Origin of the sequence: Diplocloster hominis (assembly GCF_032380655.1) — a bacterium.
In the GTDB taxonomy this organism is placed as follows: domain Bacteria; phylum Bacillota; class Clostridia; order Lachnospirales; family Lachnospiraceae; genus Diplocloster; species Diplocloster hominis.
On record NZ_JAWDIY010000002.1, the window covers coordinates 144,322 to 166,458 of the forward strand.

The following is a 22,137-nucleotide window of genomic DNA, read 5'->3' on the forward strand; positions in this document are numbered from 1 at the left end:
TAAATTCAAGGCTTTACCTCTTAGGCAAAGGAAAACACAAGGAGGTAGAACGAAGATGGCAAAATGTACAAATGTGACATATCTCATGCACGAGAAAGCAGATGCTCCCGGAACATTTGAGAAGTTGATCGATATTACTGAGTACCCGGATCTCGGTGGAGAAAAGGAAAAACTCGATGTTACAACACTTTCCGATACGAAGAAAAGAACCATTAACGGTATCGAGGACACAGGGGATCTTGCTTTCAAAGCATGGTATGAGAAAGCTGATTACAAGAAACTCTTGGATCTGCAGGAAGCAGGAAAAGTTGATAAATACCAGTTATGGTTTGGAGAAGAGGGTGTTGACGGCAAATGGGAGTGGGCCGGTGTTATGGCAGTATATCCGACAAGCGGATCTTCCAACAATGCGAGAGAAATGTCATTCTCCATTACTGATGAGGGCGAAGAGGCTCTTCATTATGTAACAGCGTGAAAAAGTGAAGCAGCGGCAGGGGAATAATCCTCTGCCGTACAAATAGGACAGATTAACGAAAGGACGGTTAATAAGTATGATTTTACAGACAGCGAATGGACCTAAAGAGATTAAAGTAGCAGATCTCGATTTTACAAACCTTATGTGTGATCTGGAAGATCACGATGTAGATGTAATGGGACTTCTGGATGATGATACCAGAGAGAACATGAAGATTTTTAAGACAATCAGAGCGATCATCGCAGTCCTTACCGGCACAAAGGATCTCACAAAAGCCGGAAAGATACTGAGCGAACATTTGAAGTACGGTGGTTCCATGGATGAAGTCATGGAAGCCTTTACGGAGGCAATGAAAACCGCGGGTTTTGGCGAGGAAGCCGAGGAACCTCCGAAGAGCGGAGGAAAGAAAACCAAGGCGGCAACAGAGTAGAGGAAATAGATCTCAGTAAATACAAAACATTTACAGAGATTATCAATAAAGTTTGGCTTCCCAACGCTCTCCTTTATGGAGTTTCCTATGAGACCTTTTGGACATTGAACCCTACGAAATTAGAGCCATTCCAAAAGAAGAGAGAAATGGAAGCGAAAGAACAGGCCACAGCCTTAGATACGTTGGCGTGGTCCGTTGGTTCGTATGTCGTAGATGCCATGGCAATCTTCCTTGGCAGAAATGCTCCGGCATACCCAAGCCAACCAAGAAGCATGAACAGCACAGAGGACGCACCGCCGGGAGCAAAAATGACGGATGCAGACAGATTCGCTGCCTTTGCCGCAGAACATAATAAGCGATTGAGACAGCGAAGAGAAAAGTAGCTGATTACATGGGGATAGGTTGACGAACCGAAACAGCGCAAGTCCGGCGCAGTTCCCCATGTTTTCTTATTTTACGGACAAACAATACCACCCACGGACAGGGTTTTACGAAGTGAGGTGGCAAAATGCCTGATAACAGAGTAGATAGCATTTTATTGGAAATAGAAGCCACCACTGATAAGGCAGACGGTGGTATTGATAAAGTAACAAAAGCTCTTACCTCAATGAAGAAAATCACTGAGGGATTAGATACAGAAAAGTTAAAACAGATTCTTGATGTAATGCGTGGTTTCTCCGGCGTTGGAGATGATCTTAAAAATGCCGGAAGTGGTATGAGAAGCATTGCATCATCCATTAAGTCTCTGTCAGGAGTTGATACGGCGAAATTAAAAGAGGTTGCGGCTACTGTAAAGGAAGTCAGCACAGCACTTGGAAACCTCGGATCGAATAATCGCGTCAGCATCAGAATTGATTCTGAGGGGGCACAGAGACGTGTACAGCCTTTGGAGAACGGTCAGCAAGCAGCGGCAGCCACAGAAAGCGTTGCGACTGCATCAGAAGAGGCACAGGCAGCAATGAACGGTGCCGCATCAGCGGCAAGTCAGTTGGCACAAGAGGAAAGCAACCTCGGAACTGCCGGACAAAGTGCAGCAGCCGGACAGACAAACTTAAACGAAAGTCTCAATCAGGCAAACACAAATCCGGCTAATAGACGTATTCAGGAACTCATAGACCAGATCAATAAGTACAAAGCCACTGTCAGCGGTATGGAGAGTGGAAAGATACGGTTTGATACCGGTCAGTATGAGGAAGCTGTGAATGGTCTCAGACAGGCACAGGAACAGTTTAAGCAGTTCAAGGAAACGGTTTCACAGTCTCCTAAGAATATGGAGGATGTGGCAAAGTCCATTAAGTCCATAGGGGATGCAGCACAGAAATGTGGACTTGGAACCTTTTCTTCTATATTAAGTGGAATTGCATCAATTCTTCCGGCCATTGAAACCGGGGGCATGGCGGCAAACGCTGGGTTCCAATCTATGGCAGTAGGTCTTGAAGCCGTTCAGGCGGCGATACCGATTATTGGTATTATCCTGACAATCCTTACTGCAATCATCAATGCGGTAAGGCAAGTGGCAAATGCTGTAAAGAACGAGACACAAAAAATCATTTCTGCCGTGAAAACGGTAGTGAACAAAATCCGTTCTGGGATTGCTGCAATTATAAACAAATTCAAGGAACTCAAAAAGAGAGTGAGAGAAAGCCTTGGATTTTCAGAAAAACAATCTGGTGCATTTGCAAAGAAACTCGGCTCAATCATCCGACTTGGAACGTTCATGTTATTACGTTCAATGTTTACACACCTATTTGAACTCGTAAAAACAGGATTCGATAACCTTGTTATTTATTCAAAAAGAGCCGGAACAGAGTTTCACAAAAACGTAAATCTGCTCTACAACGATTTGCGACAGCTTGGAGCATCACTGACAACTGCATTTGAGCCAATACTGAATGTAGTTACTCCGATTCTGGATTATCTGATTCAGAAGCTCGTTGCAGCAACAAACGCATTGGCACAGTTCTTCTCAGCACTCACAGGTAAGAAGTTCTATACCAAGGCAATAAAACAGAATAAAGATTATACAGATTCCTTAAATGGTGCTGCAAAGGCGGCAAAGAACCTTACCACCGGCATAGATGAGCTTAATATCCTAAGTGATGATAAAAGCGGCAGTGGAAGCAACAGCGGAGCCGATGGAAGCGGTTATGAAACAGACGAGATTGCGGATAAGTACAAAAATCTTGCACAGATGATTAAGGATGCTTGGGATGAAGCTGATTTCTACGATGTAGGAAGAATGTTCGGGGAGAAACTGAAAGAAGCCCTCGATAACATTCAGTGGGACGGCATCAAAGCATCTCTGAGAAAGATTGCGAAGTGCATTGCGACATTCCTGAATGGTTTCCTTGAAACTCCTGGATTGTTCACATCAATAGGTGTGACAATAGCGCAAGCTATTAACTCTGCATTTGAGTTCGTTGATTCATTTGTAGAAAACTTCCATTGGAGCAGTCTCGGAACGGCAATAGCAGATCTTATCATTGGTGCATTAGATACTCTTGATTGGACTCTGATAAATAAGACTGCAAAGGGGTTGGCACAAGGCATTGTTGATGCAATCAACGCTGCCCTGCAGACAGAGGACCTTTGGAAGAAAATCGGCACTGCAATTTCCAATACGATAAACTCAGCAATCACTTTTGCAAAAACATTTGTCAAAGGGTTGGACTGGGCTTCACTTGGAACTGCAATCGGAAATCTTCTCGGCAATGCGATCGCCGGAATTGATTATGACGGAATCGGAGAAACATTTGCCGGTTTCGTGAATGGGGTATTTACCGCCGTACTGAATTTCTCAAAGACATTTCCGTGGACGGACATCGCAAAGAACTTTGCAAGCGGTGTCAATACGGCACTGAAAAACATCGACTGGAAAACAGTTAAGGACGGCTTCGATAGTTTCTGTTCTGGACTTGGTTCAAACCTCAATACGGCAATCACAAACATTGACTGGGAAATTGTCGGAACGACACTCGGAAACAGCATCAAGACACTTTTCAGTGGTATTGGAAAATTCCTTGCAAAGATTGATTTCAAGAAAATCGGTAGTGACTTTGCGAGTGCAATTAACAAAGCCGTAAAAACCATCAACTGGAAAGATGCAGGAGGTACAATCAATTCCCTCATCACTGGTGTATGCACACTGATTAACACTTTGATAGATGAGGTAGATTGGTACGAACTTCTAAAGGGCGTAGGAACGGCAATGTCCGAGATTGACTGGGACACAATTCTCAAAACAGTATTTAAGGTATTTGCAGCCAAGTGGACGTTCAAGAATTTGTTCAAATGGGTATCATGGACCGCCATTTGGAACGAACTGAAAACAAGCGTTGTTGAGGGAATATCAAAGAAGTTCGGAATTGGATCTGATGATGGAGAAATAAATACTGTCGGAGAGAAAATAGTCAGTGGTTTGCTTGGTGGAATATCTAAATCCCTTTTGCCAGCACCATTGCAGACAGCGTTGAGTTGTTTCGGAAATGTGACAGATGTTGTCAAAGGAATATTTGGCATAGGTGGTTCATCCGATTCAACCGTATTCAGCACACTTGGAAGCAATCTTGTCACTGCTTTCAATGGAGGCATCGGAAAGAAATTCTCAGACTGCCAAGCAAAAGTTACGGAGTGGGCCGGAAAGGTCAATGACTGGTTCTCGGGTACGAGTTTTGGAAAGATTTGCAAAGAGACTTGGGAAACCCACGGTCAGAACATCATAACCGGCTTTAAGGACAAGATAGGCAATGCTTATACCACCACGAAAGACAGCATCACGACTTGGGCTGCTAAGGCCAAAGAGTGGTTCAACAATTCATCATTTGGTGGGGTCAACATGGAAACATGGACCGGATATGCAAATGACATTATCTCCGGTTTCAAGACGAAAGTGGGAAATGCCTATACACAGACCAAGGACAATATTACCACATGGGCCTCAAAGGCAAAGGAGTGGTTTAATAGTTCTTCATTCGGCGGAGTGAACAACGGTACATGGACCACCTACGCAAATGATATTATCACTGGTTTCAAAACAAAGGTGGGTAACGCATACACCACTACAAAAGATAACATCACAACCTGGGCGAGCAAAGTTAAGGAATGGTATACGAGCAGCGGCTTTGGAAACATCAATAGCAATACTTGGCAGACCTACGCAAACAATATCATTTCCGGCTTCCGGGAAAAGGTTGGAAACACCTATACCACCACAAAGAACAACATTACTACTTGGGCGAGTAGCCTGAAAGATTGGTTTTCTGGATCTTCATTCGGAAATATCAACAATGCCACATGGACCACTTATGCAGGAAATATCATAACTGGTTTCAGGAACAAAATAGGACTGTCGTACACAGATACGAAAAGCAATATCACAACATGGGCTTCAAACCTCAAAACGTGGTTCTCTGATAGTGGTTTTGGAGGCATCAATAGTTCTAAGTGGAGTACCTATGCAGAGAATATTATTTCCGGCTTCAAAACGAAAATCGGAAACAGTTATACGACTTGTAAGAGCAACATTACAACATGGGCTTCTAATGTAAAAACGTGGTTCACAAATACCTGTTCTTATGACAAGTGGTATGACATTGCAAAAAATGTGGTAGATGGTTTTAAGAACGGTATAGGAAATCTGTACTCTACCTGTAAGAACAACATTGAATCGTGGGGCAGCAGTATTATCTCATGGTTCAAAGACAAGCTGGATATTAACTCTCCGTCCAGAGTATTCAAACGATTAGGTGCATATTCCGTAGATGGATATAACATCGGCGTAGAGAAAGAGGGAGAGAAAACAAAAGGAATTGTCACTTCCTGGGTAGATTCATTCGCTGATATGGACGTGAACCTCGGAACACGTCTGAAAATCAATGACAGTGCATTGAAAGAATACAGCAACAATTATGGAAGTGATTTCACGAATGAAGCAATCGTGCAGCGTGTGACAAGGGAGGTATCTACAAACGGAACCGTGCAGGCAACGCTTAATTCCGGCTGCGGTCTGAAAGAAGCTATCAAAGAGGCTCTGGACGATCTTGGAATAACAACCGCTGTGAGTGAGATTTCCAAGAACACCAAGACACAGGCTGATAAGAAAGAACAGACGATTGTTGAAATCGGTGGAAAGACAGTTACGGATGCAGTAACCACACAGCGCAATGCCAACGGTTACAGCTTCCAAGGAGCGTAAAGGAGGGATATGGAATGGCTTATATATCAGTAAATGGTTATGACTTTCCCCCTCCTAAACGTGGGGCAAAGCCAACTGTATCTACAATGGTGGATGCCGGAAGAAATGCCAACGGCACGGTCGTAGGGCAGAGAGTTGGGCGAGATCAGTACAAACTCGACACTCTGGAATGGCCGTGGCTGACGGCAGCAGAGTGGAGCCGGATGCTTACGGTGCTGAGTGCGTTTTTCGTATATGTCACTTTCCCAGATCCGGTCACTATGAAAAAAATAACAATAAAGATGTACCCCGGAGATAGAACGGCGGAACCGTACTGGATAGATTCAGACGGAAATCCAATTACCTATCAGAGTTGCAAAGTAAACCTTATTGATTGCGGAGAGTGATTGTATGCAGAAAGTATCAAATGAATACAAGGAAAGCATGAAAAGCTCTCTTAGAGAGCGGTCATATATGATGATTTCATTCGGTCTGGTAAATCAGGAAGCACAGGCCAATGCAACCGTCATAGGTAACAACTTTGCCTACTATTCAAAGCAGACCGGGTTGTTCGGTCAGCGAAAAGAGACAACCGTATATGCCACATTGGAGCAGGACTTCACAAAGGTAGACGGCTCTATGTATTTTCTCCCAAGGGAGAATACTTCCGGGAATTACTACGACACCGGTTTGATAAGTAAACCTCTGATTCCATCAAGCGGATATGAGCTGCTTATCGAACTGAATGTTGTAGCAACAGACATTAAAGGACTGACTATCAATTTTGGAGAGGTTTATCCTACCAGGTTCGACATACTCACGAGTAGCGGACAGAGAATAGAGATTGCTGACAACGATCAGTCAGAGTTCAGTACAGAACAGGTGTTAGAGAATACCACATATATAAAATTCATCTTCTACAAGATGAAAAATCCATATTCCAGACTGAGGATTTATTCAATTCAGTTAGGCTACGGTCTTGTTTATTACAATGACGATATTATGGATTCTAAATTAGATAGCTACATATCCCCAATTTGCGAGGATGTTCCACAGATAGATTTCATGGTTAAGTTACAGAATTACGATCAGTATTTCAATGTAGACAACCCAAACTCAGCAATCAACTTCTTGGAGACAGGGCAGGAGATGTATATCTGGTACGGTTATCAGTTGCCGAACTCAGACACTATCGAATGGATAAGAGGGGCAAAGTTACAGTGTAGTGCATGGGAAAGCGATGATTACTCGGCAACGATAAGGTGTCAGGATCTTTTCAGAAACATGGACGAGGAATATTACAAAGGCCGCTATGCTCCGGCAGGAATCACATATTACCATGCAGCAGAATTGGTCTTTCAGGATGCCGGAATTGAGGAATACTACATTGATCCGTACCTCAAAAAGTCAACCACAAAAAACCCCATACCGAGGGTTAAGCACAAAGAGGCTTTGCAGATTATCGCTAATGCCTGCAGATGTGTTCTTTCACAGAACCGGTACGGCAGACCACAAATTAAATCCTCATTCGCACCGGAGTACGACATAACGTGCAACGGAGAGACAGAGTATTCCCATGTTCGGAATATAAAGAGTGAGACTGCAAAACAGGAGTACGCTTCATTTGCACACAACTACACCACTGTAAATGCAGAAATGTATTATCTCCCGGAGAACCAGAGTAAGGCAGATAAGTATACCGGATATATTTCATTACAGCAGTCCAATAAGGATTGCCTATTTGAAGAAAATCCGATTATCTACATAACTCAGGAAACCGCCTGTATGTACTATGGTTTGCAGTTAATGTTTGGCTCTACACTGCCTGACGGAATTATATTCAGGACTTTCAATGACGGCAAAAAGGTGGATGAGTATGAGGTAAATTCGGACATTACAAAGAGGCTGATAGTGCAGCACGATTTTGATGATTTTGATTTGATGGAGATTGAGTTTACAAAGACAAAAGAACCATTCAACCGCATAGTCGTTGATTACTTCTCATTTGGCGATATAACGGATTTTACAATGGAAAGGCAGGATATGACCTCTTCTCCAAAATCAATCAAACAGGAGCTTGTCAAGGCAGTCAGAGTGCCATGCTATTCCTACCAGAAAGGAACTGCGGAAGAAACTCTTATTAGTGAAGAGACGGAGGCAGTAAAGGGAGATATTCAGACGTATTATCTCGGAGATCCGACTTATGGATGCAGAGCTACGTTCAATTCCTCGGCATCAAACGTCAGCATCATAGAAAACGGAGATTATTATGTGACAGTTAAGTTTCTGATTACTGGCAAGTACCAGTTTGAAATTATAGGACACAGATACAACATTGTTGAGCAGTATGCCGTAAAAACGCTCAATAGCAGAGGAAAGACCATAACATGGAAAAATCCTCTGGTAAGCGATATGGAAACGGCAAACCACTTGGCAGACTGGCTTGGGGATTATTACAACGCCGGTATTGAGTACGAATACAATACCCGTGGAAATCCAGAGATTGATGCGAACGACATTGTTTATCAGGAGAACGCATATCGCCCTGGATTAAAGGTCAATATCTATCGCCACATTGTTAATTTCTCACAGAGTTTATCTGGAAAGGTAATTGCCCGTAGGGTATCAGAAAAATAAGAACAGAAAGGAAGAGGAAAATGAATGGCTATTAAATCCGTACAGGCTATCGTAAACGGTGTGACTACCACACTCACATACGACAGCGCATCAAAGACTTACAAGGCTACGCTTACCGCTCCGGCAAAGTCCTCATACAATCAGTCAGGACATTATTACGGAGTACAGATCATCGCCAAGGATGAGGCCGGCAACACGACTACCGTAAACCAGTCGGATGCCACACTCGGAAGTAAGCTGAGGCTTACGGTAAAAGAGAAAACCGCACCGGTTATCACAATCTCTTCTCCGACAGCATCACAGTTACTTACGAGCAATCAGCCGACAATTTCATTCACAGTCACAGATGATGATTCTGGTGTCAATCCAGATACAATCAAACTGCTTATTGATGGTTCTGAAATATCTGGAATCACAAAGACAAAGACAACGTCCGGTTATTCATGCAGTTATAAACCGTCCACAGCACTTTCAGACGGTTCACACACCGTTGTTGTAAAAGCATCCGACTATGACGGCAATGCAGCTACTCAAAAGAGTGTTTCATTCAAGATCGATACTGTACCGCCTGAGTTATCAGTTACAAGTCCGGTAAACAAACTTGTCACGAATAAAACCAAAGTAACGGTAGCCGGAACTACCAACGATGCAACATCAAGTCCGGTTACACTGACAATCAACGGCAGTGCAGTAACTGTATATGACGATGGTACTTTCTCAAAGGATATAACCCTGAAAGATGGCTCAAACACCATTACCGTTGTAGCAAAGGACGGAGCCGGAAGAACCACGACCGTCACAAGAACAGTAACCCTCGATACAAAAGCACCGGTTATCTCAGATGTTTCATTGGCACCGAACCCGGCAGATGTCGGAACAACCTATGTAATTTCTGTTTCGGTAACAGATTAGGCGGTGCGGCATGGCAGCTAACATATTGGTAAGGGACGTTACGATAAGTCCAAACCCCGTGCAGGCAAAGGGGAAATACACAATCTCAGTTTCCATTGAGGAACTGAAAGGCGTTGCATTTGTCGGCAATTATGTTGGCTCCTATGTCAATATATCAGACAAGGAAATTCCTGATAAATTGCCACTGGCATACGTTGGCAATTACACCAAAGGATAGGAGGCGATGAATAATGGCTGATATAGCAAATGTCACAGGAACACTTGACGATAAAGAACTGAATTTTCAGCACTCTATCGGAACCGTATATAAAGCCTCCGCAAGCATAGATGGTTCGGAAAAGGATCATGTAGCCGTATTGACGGCAACGGATTCTGCCGGGAATAGTACAACGGAAACAATGGTTATTTCTATCTCTGGTTCCTGGACCACTCCAAAAACAGATTGGTACGGTTACACAGACGATGATGGGATTTATCACGGAGACCGGTTTAACACGGAGGATTTCAACCGGATAAAGAACAACCTCGCATATCTCAGAGAGATAGCCGTGGCAATGTACCAGGAGTTTTCCATAAATGATCTGGGAGACGATAGGAGCAAAGACCAGTATTTTTATGCGGATGAGATAAATCAGTTGGAAGAAAACATTAAGCTCATAGCTGAAAACACATTTAAGCCGGACATAGGGGAGAACCCCTTATACACAGCGAATGGAAAGATTTTTGATTTCAACGAACTCAACCGCATTGAAAACCTAATTTTGGATTTATTCAATCAGTTATTAAACCAATACAGAGGTCGGCAGATGCTTACCTTTAACTTTGGCATAAGGAGGGAGGCGTTCTAAGTGGCGTGGGAACGATTAAAGACAGACTACAAGGATGCCGTATGGTCCGGTCTGCGGAAGTTCATACCTATTGATAATGGAGACGGCAGTTATTCCGTAAAAGATGTGACCCAGTACACAGTGTACGATGAATCGTTTTTCGGTGCGTATGATGCCAACCGCATCAATACAGCCGTCAACGCAATCATGGCAGCATTGGAAAACGGAACAGATTTGTATGAGGTATTCACAGAGTTTTTTGAGAACCAGAAAGTTGAGTTTGACAAGAGAGCAAATCTGGATCTCGACTCATTCAATATCTTTCTCGACAATTTGCAGGCAACGGCAAATGCGGATGTTGTGCAGTTAAAGAAAGACTACACATCTGAAATGACAACGTTTGAGAACAATCAGGAAATATTGTTTAATCAATGGTTTTCAATGATTAAAGATCAGTTGTCAGCGGATGCAGCCGGAAAATTGCAGAATGAAATCAACGATGTGGAAACCCACATCAGAAACCTTGCAGTGAAGATACATTTCAACGATACCGTTGGAACTGCTGCTGCAATAACTGTACAAAATGTAACATCCGGTAACAAATATACTGTTACAGATTATACTCAGCCTTTGTATCTCACAGAGGCAGGAGAGTACACAATAAGCATTGCGAATGACAACTATATAGTTGCCCCGAAAACATTTTCTATCAGCAATGCGGATCTTATGACACATAAGACTTTCAGAATCATGGACGGCAACGGATTGGCGTTTGTCGATGGTTTTGTAGGAGCCTATGTAAATAAATAACGGAGGTAGACAAAATGAGAGATTTCCCTAAGAGACTTGCAACCGCCGAGGACATTAGAAATTGTAAATCCTTGGTGGATGATGGCGCATTTGCAGCAAAAGACCTGTTGGAAGCCATCGAAGATCTTGAAAACATGAATTATCTTCATTGTCCGGTTCTTGCGGTAGGAGAGGATAAGAAAACTGTTACCATTCACTATTGTGCTGAGGCAAAAGCAAATACAAAGGCGATTGTCGGAAATAAGACGGTAACAATCACAAACGTAACACATGAAGAGGGCGAACCGGATGAGATTACAGGAGAGAAACAGTTGGAAACGACCGTTATTTCCACATCCGCTATGGTATCTGTGGATGCAACAGAAATCGCAGTTACCGCACCATACACCATTTACGACAGTCTCGGCATGACGGCCGAAGAACTGAATCAGATTAAGGAGGAATTGGCTAATGAGTAAATTCTACGGTTATGATGAAGCAATGGAAAATGACATTGCGAAGATAACCACCCCGAAACTTGCGCTTATGTCCGATGTCGTTGCATCTGATAAGAAGTTTATTCGCATGGAGAACGGTTCCCTTACTGTTATCGCAGGAGTTTTGATTGCGGTAGGCAATTCTGTTTTTAAGACAGAAAAAACCACTCTTACAGCGAGCAACTTGGACGGAACAGCAACTAAGTTTGAGGTGGGAAAGGACTATTGCATTTATATCTGTGATCCTACCGGTGGAGATGCCACGAACTTTGCCGCAGAACAGTATCGTATTTCCCTTAATACGACATATCCAAACGGTTATACAGCAGTTACATCAAGAAAGATCGGCGGTTTCCATTACGGCGTAGTCAGAAAAACAAATAGTTCCGGTATTCCAATCAGCGCATCAGGCGCGGCATTAGGAAGTGGATGGGAAACAAACGTAACAGAGGGGATCGTTCCTAACTCTGTATGGACTCTTCTCCACAGGCCTACTTGCGATCCTACCGGAATGGTTTATATCGGACCGTTCTGGGGAGACATATATCTTTCATCCGACAATGGTGCCAGTGGTTTGCAGAGCAAAAAGGGTGCTGTGCCGATTACTGGAACAGAGGGATTAAACTGGTATATCGCCAACGAGAGAGCTATGAGAGTAGGCAAGAGACTTCCTACCTACGCTGAGTTCTGTAAGGGCGCATACGGATCTCCGCAGGGAGCGGACGGCAACAACACTTACGCATGGTCCGCAACTTCCAATACAGCAAGAACCACTTGCGGAAATGTTAAGAACGCAGTTTCTGCAACGAACGTTCGAGACCTTGTTGGAAACGTATGGAAGTGGCTTGATGAGTTCATTCACGACCCTACCGGATCAGCATGGAACTGGTATGACGTTATGAGCGGTCAGAAAGTTGGCCAGCTTTACATGGCCAACAACACTGGCTTGCACGCGCTCGTTGGCGGTGGCCTCTGGATCGACGGGGTTCGCGTTGGTTCGCGGACTGTGGCTTGCGACAGTTGTCCGTGGGGCGTGAGCACGTACGTTGGCGTGTGGTGCGTCTGTGACTCGCTGTAAGCTGATGGGGACCGGCGAAAGCCGAGTCCCTTGCAGTTGAAAGGTTGGGTGTAATGGCATACGAAAGCAAATATGAAAATCCCTCCACTCTGAAAATGGACTACGTTCATACAGAGGCACACCAGATGGCCTACGACCTATCGGTATATCTCCATAAGAAAGTGAGAGAAATGCCACATTATGAGAAATTCACTCTCCAAAAGGATATACGAGAATGTATAGACGGAATCATGGATGAGATAGAAGCATACGAGAGATCAAAGACAATCAGCCATCTTTACACAGCCGACAGGTTGAAAGGAAGATTGGTACGGAAAATCCGATTGGCACATGATCTCAAATATTCTGCAATGAACGACAGAGTATACAAATATTGTGCAACACAGATCGGTATTCTCGGTGCGTATATCGGAGGGTTAATAAACAAGGCACAAAAGGAAAAGAAATCAAAATAAGCAACTATCTTGGGGTAGCTGTTAATTCGCACTGTCGCTCCGTGGCTTGCACGCGCTCATTGGCGGTGGCAACTGGAACAACGGGGTTCACGATGGTTCGCGGACTGTGAATTGCAACAATTATCCGTGGAACGTGAACACGAACATTGGCGTGTGGTGCGTCTGTGACTATTTTGAAAACTGTCAGATTGGTGGAGCTATGGCTTGCCAACAAGGATTATTTGATAATCATTTATTGAATAGTCAGACGGCTATCCCGTCCCGTGCAAACCGGGCGAACTTAAAACAGCGAAGCCAAATAGTAGCGAAAGCGAAGGAAGTGTGGCGTAAGCATTATTTATGAAGAGAATAACAGGTCTTATGAAAAACATCTGTACCATGAAGAACGCATTAAACGCATACAAAAAAGCGAGGCGGTGCAAAAGGTACAGACCGGAGGTTTTGGAGTTTGAAGCAAACAGAGAGGAATATCTCGGCAAAGCCATTCGGGAATTGGAAAGTTTGACATATACTCCTGGAAAGTACAAGGTATTCAAAGTTTGGGAACCCAAAGAGCGTATAATCATGGCTTTGCCATTTTACGATAGGGTTATCCAACATATGATTGTCAATTACATAGAGCCGATATTTGAGCATCAGTTCATCTACCATTCCTACGCTTGCAGAAAAGGGAAAGGTGCTCACAGAGCCAGCAAGCAGTTGACAAGGTGGTTATATAATCTGGAAGTTGTGCAAGGTAAATCAGTCTATGTACTGAAAGCCGACATACACCATTACTTCCAGAGCATAGACCACAAGGTTCTGAAAAGAGAAATTAGAACCTACATTAAAGACAAGGACTTACTCGTAATCCTTGACCGGATAATAGACCATAATGGGATATTCCCGGATGGTGTCGGCATACCGGTTGGAAATCTTACGAGCCAACTATTTGCCAACGTGTATTTACACCGATTGGATATGTTCGTAAAACATACACTTCATGCAGAACACTACATGAGATATATGGATGATTTTGTGATTATATCAGAGGATCTTGAACAGTTGAAACGGTGGGAGAAACAGATAGAAATATTCCTTGCGGATGTTCTTAAATTACAATTAAATCCAAAAACAACCATTGTTTATGCAAAGAACGGAGTGGATTTTGTTGGATATAGGCATTGGAACTCTACGAAGAAAATCAGAAAGGATGCTATGCGTAGACTGAAACGCCTTATGAAGAATTTCAAAGATGGAACTATCACGGAAGAATTTTTCGACAAATCGTTTACAAGTAGAATTGGTTCGATAAAACACGCCGACACCTATAATCTGGTGCAGAAGATCACCTGTGAAGCAAAGGAGTTAAAGGAAAGTCATGCGTGATGGAAGTTATGTCATTGTAGATAGGCTGTGTGAGGCAACCACACAACTGCTTGAAATAATTAAAAAGCAGGAAGAAATCATTGAGCAGTGCAGAATATCGGATGAACTGCATAAGGAACTCGATGATATGAAAAACGACGTGGATCAGAAGATGGATTTAATTGAGTATGATTTGAGATCATACAGACGGGAGCGTGAAGAATGATAGATTTTATCGTGAAATATTGGATCGAGTTTCTTTTTGGATTGATAATCAGTGGAATGGGCGTGATGGCGAAGCTGATGTACAATCAGCACTTAAAAAACAAAGCCATTGACAAGGGCGTAGAAGCTCTTTTAAGAAATGGTATCGTTCAGACATACAATAAGTGGTCTGAGAGGGGTTACTGCCCCATATACGCACGAGAGAACGCCACAAGGATGTATGAACCTTATCACATACTTGGCGGAAATGATGTTGCGACAGACTTAATCGAAGATCTGAAAGGACTACCGACAGAACCGCAAAAGAAGAAAGAGGGTGTAGAAGATGATACTTAAAATTTTTATAGGTTTCGCTCTCGGTTACATTGCAGCTTGCGTGACATTTTACATCCTGCAGAAAAGAGAGCGTAGGCGGAGAAAAGAGAAGAAAAAGAAAGTAAGCCTGAACACCTATGCAAAGGTAGCCACTACTGCGGTATTGGCTCATGGGATGATCCTTACATCGTGTTCCTATGTTCTCTCATGGATAGGCATGGACCCGGTGGTGGATGTATCAAGCACAATCGTCAAAGAAATCGTAGCTCCATTGGTGGTTTACCTTGGAACAAATACGATTATGAACATCTTTGAAAAGAACAAACTCAGTTTTTCAGTACCAATCAACAGCACCGTCATAAGCAAAGACGGAACCACACACAAAGCCTCTGATGATGAGGCAGTAGGATAGGAGGTCATATTATGACAATGGAATTTTTAATTGTAGCACTGTTCGCAGTATCATTACTCACAAACCTTACCGTTGAGGGAATCAAGAAACTTCTGGATAAGAAATCTGTTGACTATTCATCGAACGTGATGGCAGCAGTTACCGCAGTCGTTATCTCCGTGGCACTGTCCGCCGGGTATCTGATTTACACAGAAACGATGCTTAACGCAAAGATTGGCGTTGAACTCATTGCCCTTGCGTATCTTAGTTTTTTAGTTGCCACGAACGGATATGACAAAGTTATTCAGGCAATCAAGCAGATCAAACAGATTGGAAACCAGTAAGAGAATATTATTCAGAGCCATGAGCCGGATGTGAATTAACACACCCGGCTCTTTCTTTTTAAGGAGGCACGGATCATGGCATTGAAAGGTACGACAGCACAGGAGAGGGCATGGAACTTCTTTTGTGCTAAAGGATTAAGTCATTACGCCGTAAGTGGTGTCATGGCAAGCATAAGAGCCGAGAGCGGATTCAATCCTCGCAATCTGCAGAACAGTTGTGAGAAAAAGAGCGGGTATACAGATGAAACATATACCGCTGCGGTAGACAACGGCAGCTATGGGAACTTTGTCCGGGATTCCTACGGCTATGGGTACGCACAGTGGACCTATTGGAGCAGAAAACAGAATCTTCTCAATTTTGCCAAGAAGAAAAATAAGTCCATCGGAGACGAAGAGATGCAGTTAGAATTTCTGTGGGAGGAATTGACCGGATCGTACAAAGGGGTTCTTACAAAACTCAAAGCCGCAAAATCCACACAGGAAGCATCCAACATTATCCTGACCGGATATGAAAAGCCGAAAGATCAGGGGCAAAAGGTAAAGGCAACCAGGGGATCTTATGCCAAGGAATATTATAACCAGTTTGCAGTGAAAAAGGAGGAAAAGACAATGAAAGTAATTATCGGAAGTGCAAGAAGAGATGAGAACGGAAAGTATGCCGGAGGCAAGCCGGGAGATCAGGATGGCGTAGAGGTAAGCACACAGAATTATTATGTTCATACCAAAGGATGGTATATGTTCCGCTTCCTGAGTGACGAACACGCAAAGAAAGTTGCTAAAGCAATGTGGGATGCCTGCATGAACAACAATATCGGCTACTGTCAGGCACACAGATCCATTATGGCAATGCTTAAAAAGTACGGCAACATGAAAGGAATCGGAGAAAAGACAGAAACAGATTGCAGCGACCTCGTAAGAGGTTGTATCTATGAGGCAACCGGCATTGACGTGGGAGCTTTTAGCACCGCAACGGAGCCGTCAGTATTAGAAAAATCAGGCCTGTTTGCTAAAAAAGTTTCCGTTACATCTGCAACCGTCCTTAAATCAGGAGACATTCTGGTTACAAAGAGCAAAGGGCATACTGTTATCGTTGTTTCCGTAGGCGGATCCGCCCCAAGCGGAAGCACATCAACATCCAAACCGGCAGTGTCTGGCAGTACAGCAAGGGTTGAGAGTGCAAGAAGTAAAGATGCAGCAATCGCCGGAAAATACAAAACGACTAGCAATCTGTACCTGAGAGTTGGAGCCGGCACCGGTAAAACTGCAATCACTTTAATGCCAGCCGGATCATCGGTACAGTGTTATGGTTACTACACAACCTACAACGGAACACGTTGGTATTATGTGGTATATGGAGACAAAACCGGATTCTGTTCATCTGCATATTTACAGAAAGCCTAAAGCGATGTAAGATGGTATAAAATCGAAAAGGACTTCGTTGGTAATATGCCCATAATATACAAATGAAAGCAAAAACCGCATAAACACTGAGACCTTGTGCTACTGCTATGAATGCACAGGGGATTGTTTAGAATTAAAAATAGATAAAATGGAAATGCTGTAAGCGGTCTTAAACGGGCTGTTTACAGCATTTTTTCATGCTGTTGGGCACCGGAATGAAGCTGCGTACGAATCACTGAGTGCAGCGGCCCCCATTTAAAATTTCGTTATCCCAGAAAAATAAAGGCTGAAAAATAAAGCTTACCTTTTTAATGAAATAGGTCTAAGAGTGTGATATAATACACATAGCTAAAACAGACTTACCAGTAATTTGAGTTGAAACAACAGTAAGGGGGAAAGACTAATGAACTGTAATTTATGTGGCGCTCCGGTCGAGAACGGTGTATGTACTTATTGTGGAGCGGTTGTGAGTACACCCCAGGCAGCCGCCGGTCCGCAGTATCAGGGAGTGGATCAGGCAGGGCAGCAGAACCAGCAGCCTGATTATCAGCAGCAAGGCAGTCAGCAGCAGGGTTATCAGCAGCAATTTGGCCAGCAGCAAAATTACACCCAGATGAATCCGATGCAGAACACAGCTTTGAAATCACCCAAAAGTAAGACCACTACGTTAATCCTTGCGATCTTTTTAGGCTGGATCGGAGTTCACCGCTATTATGTAGGGAAAGTAGGCACAGGCTTGCTATATACATTTACGATTGGAATTTTTTATGTCGGATGGATTGTTGATATAGTTAAGATCGCCAGCAACACTTTTCAGGACAGCGAGGGCAGAACCATAAGGTAGAGGAGGCAGCATATGGGAGTTATGGATATGATCAAAGGGCAGTTCCTGGACGTCATCGAATATGTGGACACGAACGGTAAAATTCTGGTCAAGAAGTATGACCGGGGCGGAGACGATGAGATCAAGGAAGGCTCTCAGGTAATCGTACGCGAAGGGCAGGCAGCGGCATTTATTAAAGGCGGAAACCTGGCGGATGTGATGGAACCCGGCACGTATATATTGAATACGGACAATTTTCCGTTTTTATCGAAAATGCAGGCATTTTCCTTCGGATTCCGCTCTCCGGTGATTGCGGATCTGTATTTTATTAGTTTGAAACAGTTTGTCGGCAATAAATGGGAGATGGCAAATCCGATTATCGTCAGAGATAAAGATTTGAACATGGCCAGGATCACGGCTTTTGGGAAATTTTCCTTCCGGGTTATCGATGTGACCAGGTTTGTCAGAGAGATCATTGGTGCCCAGAGCCGGACTATGACGTTTGAGATCATCAAATACCTGGAATCCATCCTGCTGGAAGCGGCGGCGGTCTCGATCGCGGAATGCAATATGTCGATTCTGGATCTGGCTGTCAAATACCGGAGCCTTTCAGAATCTATTATGCAGATGGCGAATGAAAAAGCCTTACCTTTTGGTATTGCGTTCAGTGAAGTGATCGTGGAGAATTTATCCCTTCCGGATGAAGTGGAGGAGATGATAGATGAGCAGTCGGGAATCGGTATGGCGGGCAGAGACATGAACACGTTCATGCAGTACCAGACAGCCAGAGCCATGAGGGATGCTTCCCGTCAGGAAGGCGGTATGGCTGGTCTGGGAGCTGGTATGGCCCTGGGAAATACTCTGGCCCAGAATCTTAGCGCAGCACAGCCGCAGCCACAGCCTCAGGCTGCTGTTCAGAATGCAGGAGAGCAGAAGGAAAAGAGTAATATAGAACAGATCCGGGAGTATAAACAACTGCTGGATGAGGGAATTATCACGCAGGATGAATTTAATCTGAAGAAAAAGGAGCTTCTCGGACTATAAGAGATGAGAAAGAGCAGGAGTAAGCTGTCTAAGCCAAATTCCAGAAGAGAAGTTTAAAAAAGGAAGCAATTTTGCTTCCTTTTTTATTCTCCTAACCTGGAGTACAATCATTCCGTTTTTTGCTGATACCAGAGGTTTCTGTATGGAGAAGCAAATGATGTGTTCTTATGACCTCAAACAGATATTCCGAGTCAACCGGTTTGGGAATGAAGTCGTTCATTCCTGCACCGATCGCGGCTTCCACATCCTCCTGGAAGGAATTCGCAGTCATGGCAATAATCGGAATAGCGGAGGCGTCCGGATGAGGGCAGGCCCGTATTTCAACAGCGGCATCCAGGCCGTTTTTGTTCGGCATCTGGATATCCATAAGAATCAGATTGTAATATCCCTGCGGACTTTCTATAAACATCTGTACTGCTTCCAGACCATCCGATGCCCGTTCGGTATTTATCCCCTGCATCTTAAGAAGGTCTGTGGCGATCTCAGCATTCAGATCATTATCTTCGGCCAGGAGGACCCGAAGCCCATTCAGAGCCATGGAGGCATCGTCTGACACCGATGAGGCAGGGGGACTGTCCTCATATGGAAGGGTCAGGCTGAAATAGAACTCGGAACCTTTATCCGGCTCACTGCGAAGTTTTAGGTCACCGCCCATCAGACGTACAATGTTACGGCTGATCGGTAAGCCAAGCCCGGTTCCTGCACTTTTGGAGACATTGGCGCCCAGCTGTTCAAAGGCGCCGAATATCTGCTCCTGTGAGTCATAAGGGATACCAATTCCTGTGTCTTGTACGGAAAAGCGGAAGGAGCCGGATCGTTCGTCTCCAGAGGTTTCAGCGATATCAAAGGCCACCGTCCCGTCAGCAGAAGTGAATTTGATCGCATTGGACAAAAGATTAATCAGTACCTGACGAAGCCGGATAGGATCACCGATCAGCCAATCATGTTCAATGGAGCAGCGGTATTCAAAAATAAGCTGCTTTTGTTCTGCCTGCACGTTCATCATCTCCACGATTTCGCCCAGCATATGTTTCAGGGAGAAGGGCTCCGCGGCGATAGTCAGCATTCCGTTATCTATTCTGGACATATCCAGAATGTCATTGATCAGAGATAACAGATATTGAGAGGAGGAACGGAGCTTTTTCAGATTAGCCTCCACATTCCGGGGAACCTCGTCCATCATGCAGGTTAGATCTGTCAGCCCAACGATGGCATTCATTGGGGTTCGGATCTCATGGCTCATACGGGACAAAAAATCTCCTTTTGCTTTACTTTCCGCTTCCGCCTTTTTCAACTCATTCTGCATCAGAGTATTTTTCACCCGGGACCGGACTACGATCAGAAATACCGCGACGATCAGAAGCAGTATGAGTGAAAATATAGCGAGGAAAGCGAAGGGATTGGCATAGATCATATCTTTTAACGACATTTCCGTACGGCCTACAGAGACCATATTCCGGTCAATCAGGGAATCCAGATTTTCGTTGGAGACCGCCGAGATTGATTTGTTTAATATGGTCATCAGCTCCGGCGTAATGGGCCGGGCCATGGCAAAAGAAACCACTGTGCTCTTATTTGACAAAGTGATCGGCGATATATTCAGGAATTGATGGGATTGGATTTCCTGTTCCAGCGAGGAAGACAGACCATAGAAAAAATCAATCTCTCCCCGGCTGACAGCTTCTATCCCCGCGAAGGAGGTAGGGTAGTAACGGATTTTTGCGGCACTTATCTCGTCGGGCAGGGAGCGCCCTTCCATGATTCCACCGGTTAAATTATCCCCGGGATAGGAGACGGATTTATTTCTTATGATCATGTTATTCAGGCTCAGGTAAGATCTGGTCAGAGCCAGGTTCTGGGTCTCAGAATAGGCAGCGGAATCCAGATACCAGCCCAACAGGTCAGCTTCCCCATTCTGTACCTGGGAGATGGATTCGGCATAGGTGTCGGCATATACATAGGTAAAATTAAGATTGGAAATCTCGGAGATTAGTTCTATTAAGTCAGGTACTAATCCGTCATGGTGGTCTTTGTCATTGTCCAGGCAGTAAAAAGGATGCCAGTTATTTACCACGGAGATTTTCACATTGCCATTGGCAGATATGTAGGCCAGCTCTTCATCCGTAAACTGAACATCTGTTTCGTTATTATTAGTAAAGTATTTTGTATAGAGTTCATCGTTGAAATGGGGGGTGGAATCCAGGATCTTTTCAATTGCCATGTTCAGACCGTCCAGGATCTCCTGTTCTCCCGGCCGGGTAGTAATATAATAGGGCTGCGCGTCAAAAGAGGTGACAGCACGGAATTGCGAGGCATTTTCCATATCATTGCCCAATAAGAGATCAATATCCTTATTTTCCAGATAGGTATAGAGTGTTTCTGCCACCATATCGTCGTGACTGTAAGACTTGAGCTCACATTTCAGATCATTAAAGTTCAGGAATTCCTCTAAACGGCGTATTTTTTCTTTTGCCTGTTCATAAACCCCGATGGTCATGCCGTTCAGAGAGGTTAAATCATAACTTTTCAGACGATTGTCATCTTTCCGGCCATAAAGAACAGCCTGGTTAGAACCAATGCTGTATTTGGGAAATCCGTAGTATTCTTCCAGACTCGGGGCATAATATACGCCTCCCATCAGGTCATATTTACCATTCAGGGATTCCTCGAATATTTCTTCCGGATCACCGAAGTGATATTCGTATTGCCAATCGGTGTATTTGGATATTTCATTCAGATAATCCACAATCAGCCCGGTGGGATTCCCATATTCATCGAGAAAGCTCAACCCTTTGGATTCTGACAGGCCGACTCTCAATACTTTTTTCTCCGACAGATCGATATCGTTTCCGGCAGTCGGAGTTTCCTCCTGGGCGGCCAAGACTGTCGAAGGGATTGCTATTATCAGACTAAGGAAAAGCAGGAAAATAAATGGAATTCTAACAATACGCGCCCTGCCTCGATTTAACATAGA

22 protein-coding genes are annotated in these 22,137 nt (G+C 44.0%); 21 read left to right on the forward strand and 1 reads right to left on the reverse strand.

Features of this window, described 5'->3' with window-relative positions; all coding sequences use genetic code 11:
• Positions 1-55 precede the first annotated feature (55 nt).
• From ABC831_RS02735 to ABC831_RS02835, 21 genes are all read left to right on the forward strand, one after another.
• Positions 56-475: a phage tail protein gene (locus ABC831_RS02735; RefSeq protein WP_195490747.1), complete on the forward strand. Its 420-nt coding sequence runs from the start codon at positions 56-58 to the stop codon at positions 473-475.
• A 76-nt stretch (positions 476-551) separates the two neighbouring features.
• The gene (locus ABC831_RS02740) at positions 552-905 is read left to right on the forward strand and encodes a hypothetical protein (protein ID WP_147601335.1); all 354 of its coding nucleotides are present in this window, start codon (positions 552-554) and stop codon (positions 903-905) included.
• 146 nt (positions 906-1,051) lie between these two features.
• Positions 1,052-1,288, forward strand: coding sequence for a hypothetical protein (locus ABC831_RS02745; RefSeq protein WP_147601336.1), 237 nt, complete (start codon positions 1,052-1,054; stop codon positions 1,286-1,288).
• 125 nt (positions 1,289-1,413) lie between these two features.
• Positions 1,414-6,099, forward strand: a complete 4,686-nt coding sequence (locus ABC831_RS02750; protein ID WP_343246719.1) for a phage tail protein — start codon at positions 1,414-1,416, stop codon at positions 6,097-6,099.
• A 14-nt stretch (positions 6,100-6,113) separates the two neighbouring features.
• Entirely contained in the window at positions 6,114-6,485 is a 372-nt protein-coding gene (locus ABC831_RS02755; RefSeq protein ID WP_195490745.1) for a DUF6711 family protein, read from the forward strand.
• A gap of 4 nt (positions 6,486-6,489) precedes the next feature.
• Positions 6,490-8,715 (forward strand): hypothetical protein, encoded by a 2,226-nt coding sequence (locus ABC831_RS02760; RefSeq protein WP_343246720.1) that lies wholly within the window; start codon positions 6,490-6,492, stop codon positions 8,713-8,715.
• A gap of 24 nt (positions 8,716-8,739) precedes the next feature.
• Positions 8,740-9,627 (forward strand): Ig-like domain-containing protein, encoded by an 888-nt coding sequence (locus ABC831_RS02765; RefSeq protein WP_343246721.1) that lies wholly within the window; start codon positions 8,740-8,742, stop codon positions 9,625-9,627.
• A 10-nt stretch (positions 9,628-9,637) separates the two neighbouring features.
• On the forward strand, positions 9,638-9,844 hold the full coding sequence (locus ABC831_RS02770) for a hypothetical protein (RefSeq protein WP_147601341.1): 207 nt from the start codon (positions 9,638-9,640) through the stop codon (positions 9,842-9,844).
• 13 nt (positions 9,845-9,857) lie between these two features.
• On the forward strand, positions 9,858-10,475 hold the full coding sequence (locus ABC831_RS02775; RefSeq protein WP_343246722.1) for a hypothetical protein: 618 nt from the start codon (positions 9,858-9,860) through the stop codon (positions 10,473-10,475).
• Positions 10,476-11,264 (forward strand): hypothetical protein, encoded by a 789-nt coding sequence (locus ABC831_RS02780; RefSeq protein WP_147601342.1) that lies wholly within the window; start codon positions 10,476-10,478, stop codon positions 11,262-11,264.
• A 14-nt stretch (positions 11,265-11,278) separates the two neighbouring features.
• Complete coding sequence (locus ABC831_RS02785) at positions 11,279-11,722, forward strand: hypothetical protein (protein ID WP_147601343.1); 444 nt, start codon at positions 11,279-11,281, stop codon at positions 11,720-11,722.
• Positions 11,715-12,818 (forward strand): phage major tropism determinant, encoded by a 1,104-nt coding sequence (locus tag ABC831_RS02790; protein ID WP_343246723.1) that lies wholly within the window; start codon positions 11,715-11,717, stop codon positions 12,816-12,818. Before ABC831_RS02785 ends, ABC831_RS02790 begins: the two co-directional genes overlap by 8 nt.
• 53 nt (positions 12,819-12,871) lie before the next feature.
• On the forward strand, positions 12,872-13,273 hold the full coding sequence (locus tag ABC831_RS02795) for a four helix bundle protein (RefSeq protein ID WP_147601345.1): 402 nt from the start codon (positions 12,872-12,874) through the stop codon (positions 13,271-13,273).
• Between the two features lie 339 nt (positions 13,274-13,612).
• Entirely contained in the window at positions 13,613-14,641 is a 1,029-nt protein-coding gene (locus ABC831_RS02800) for a reverse transcriptase domain-containing protein (RefSeq protein WP_343246724.1), read from the forward strand.
• Positions 14,634-14,846 carry a hypothetical protein gene (locus ABC831_RS02805; protein WP_147601347.1) on the forward strand — a complete coding sequence of 71 codons (213 nt, stop codon included), beginning with the start codon at positions 14,634-14,636 and terminating at the stop codon, positions 14,844-14,846. The genes ABC831_RS02800 and ABC831_RS02805 overlap by 8 nt, the downstream gene beginning before the upstream one ends.
• Positions 14,843-15,181: a hypothetical protein gene (locus ABC831_RS02810; protein WP_147601348.1), complete on the forward strand. Its 339-nt coding sequence runs from the start codon at positions 14,843-14,845 to the stop codon at positions 15,179-15,181. The genes ABC831_RS02805 and ABC831_RS02810 overlap by 4 nt, the downstream gene beginning before the upstream one ends.
• Complete coding sequence (locus ABC831_RS02815) at positions 15,171-15,572, forward strand: hypothetical protein (protein WP_147601349.1); 402 nt, start codon at positions 15,171-15,173, stop codon at positions 15,570-15,572. The genes ABC831_RS02810 and ABC831_RS02815 overlap by 11 nt, the downstream gene beginning before the upstream one ends.
• An 11-nt stretch (positions 15,573-15,583) precedes the next feature.
• Entirely contained in the window at positions 15,584-15,895 is a 312-nt protein-coding gene (locus ABC831_RS02820; RefSeq protein ID WP_147601350.1) for a hypothetical protein, read from the forward strand.
• Between the two features lie 75 nt (positions 15,896-15,970).
• Complete coding sequence (locus ABC831_RS02825) at positions 15,971-17,296, forward strand: phage tail tip lysozyme (RefSeq protein ID WP_343246725.1); 1,326 nt, start codon at positions 15,971-15,973, stop codon at positions 17,294-17,296.
• A 403-nt stretch (positions 17,297-17,699) separates the two neighbouring features.
• The gene (locus ABC831_RS02830; RefSeq protein WP_343246726.1) at positions 17,700-18,140 is read left to right on the forward strand and encodes a TM2 domain-containing protein; all 441 of its coding nucleotides are present in this window, start codon (positions 17,700-17,702) and stop codon (positions 18,138-18,140) included.
• A gap of 12 nt (positions 18,141-18,152) precedes the next feature.
• Entirely contained in the window at positions 18,153-19,163 is a 1,011-nt protein-coding gene (locus ABC831_RS02835; RefSeq protein ID WP_343246727.1) for an SPFH domain-containing protein, read from the forward strand.
• A 91-nt stretch (positions 19,164-19,254) separates the two neighbouring features.
• Here ABC831_RS02835 and ABC831_RS02840 read toward each other — a convergent pair whose 3' ends face one another.
• Positions 19,255-22,134 (reverse strand): ATP-binding protein, encoded by a 2,880-nt coding sequence (locus ABC831_RS02840; RefSeq protein ID WP_343246728.1) that lies wholly within the window; start codon positions 22,132-22,134, stop codon positions 19,255-19,257.
• Between the last annotated feature and the right edge of the window lie 3 nt (positions 22,135-22,137).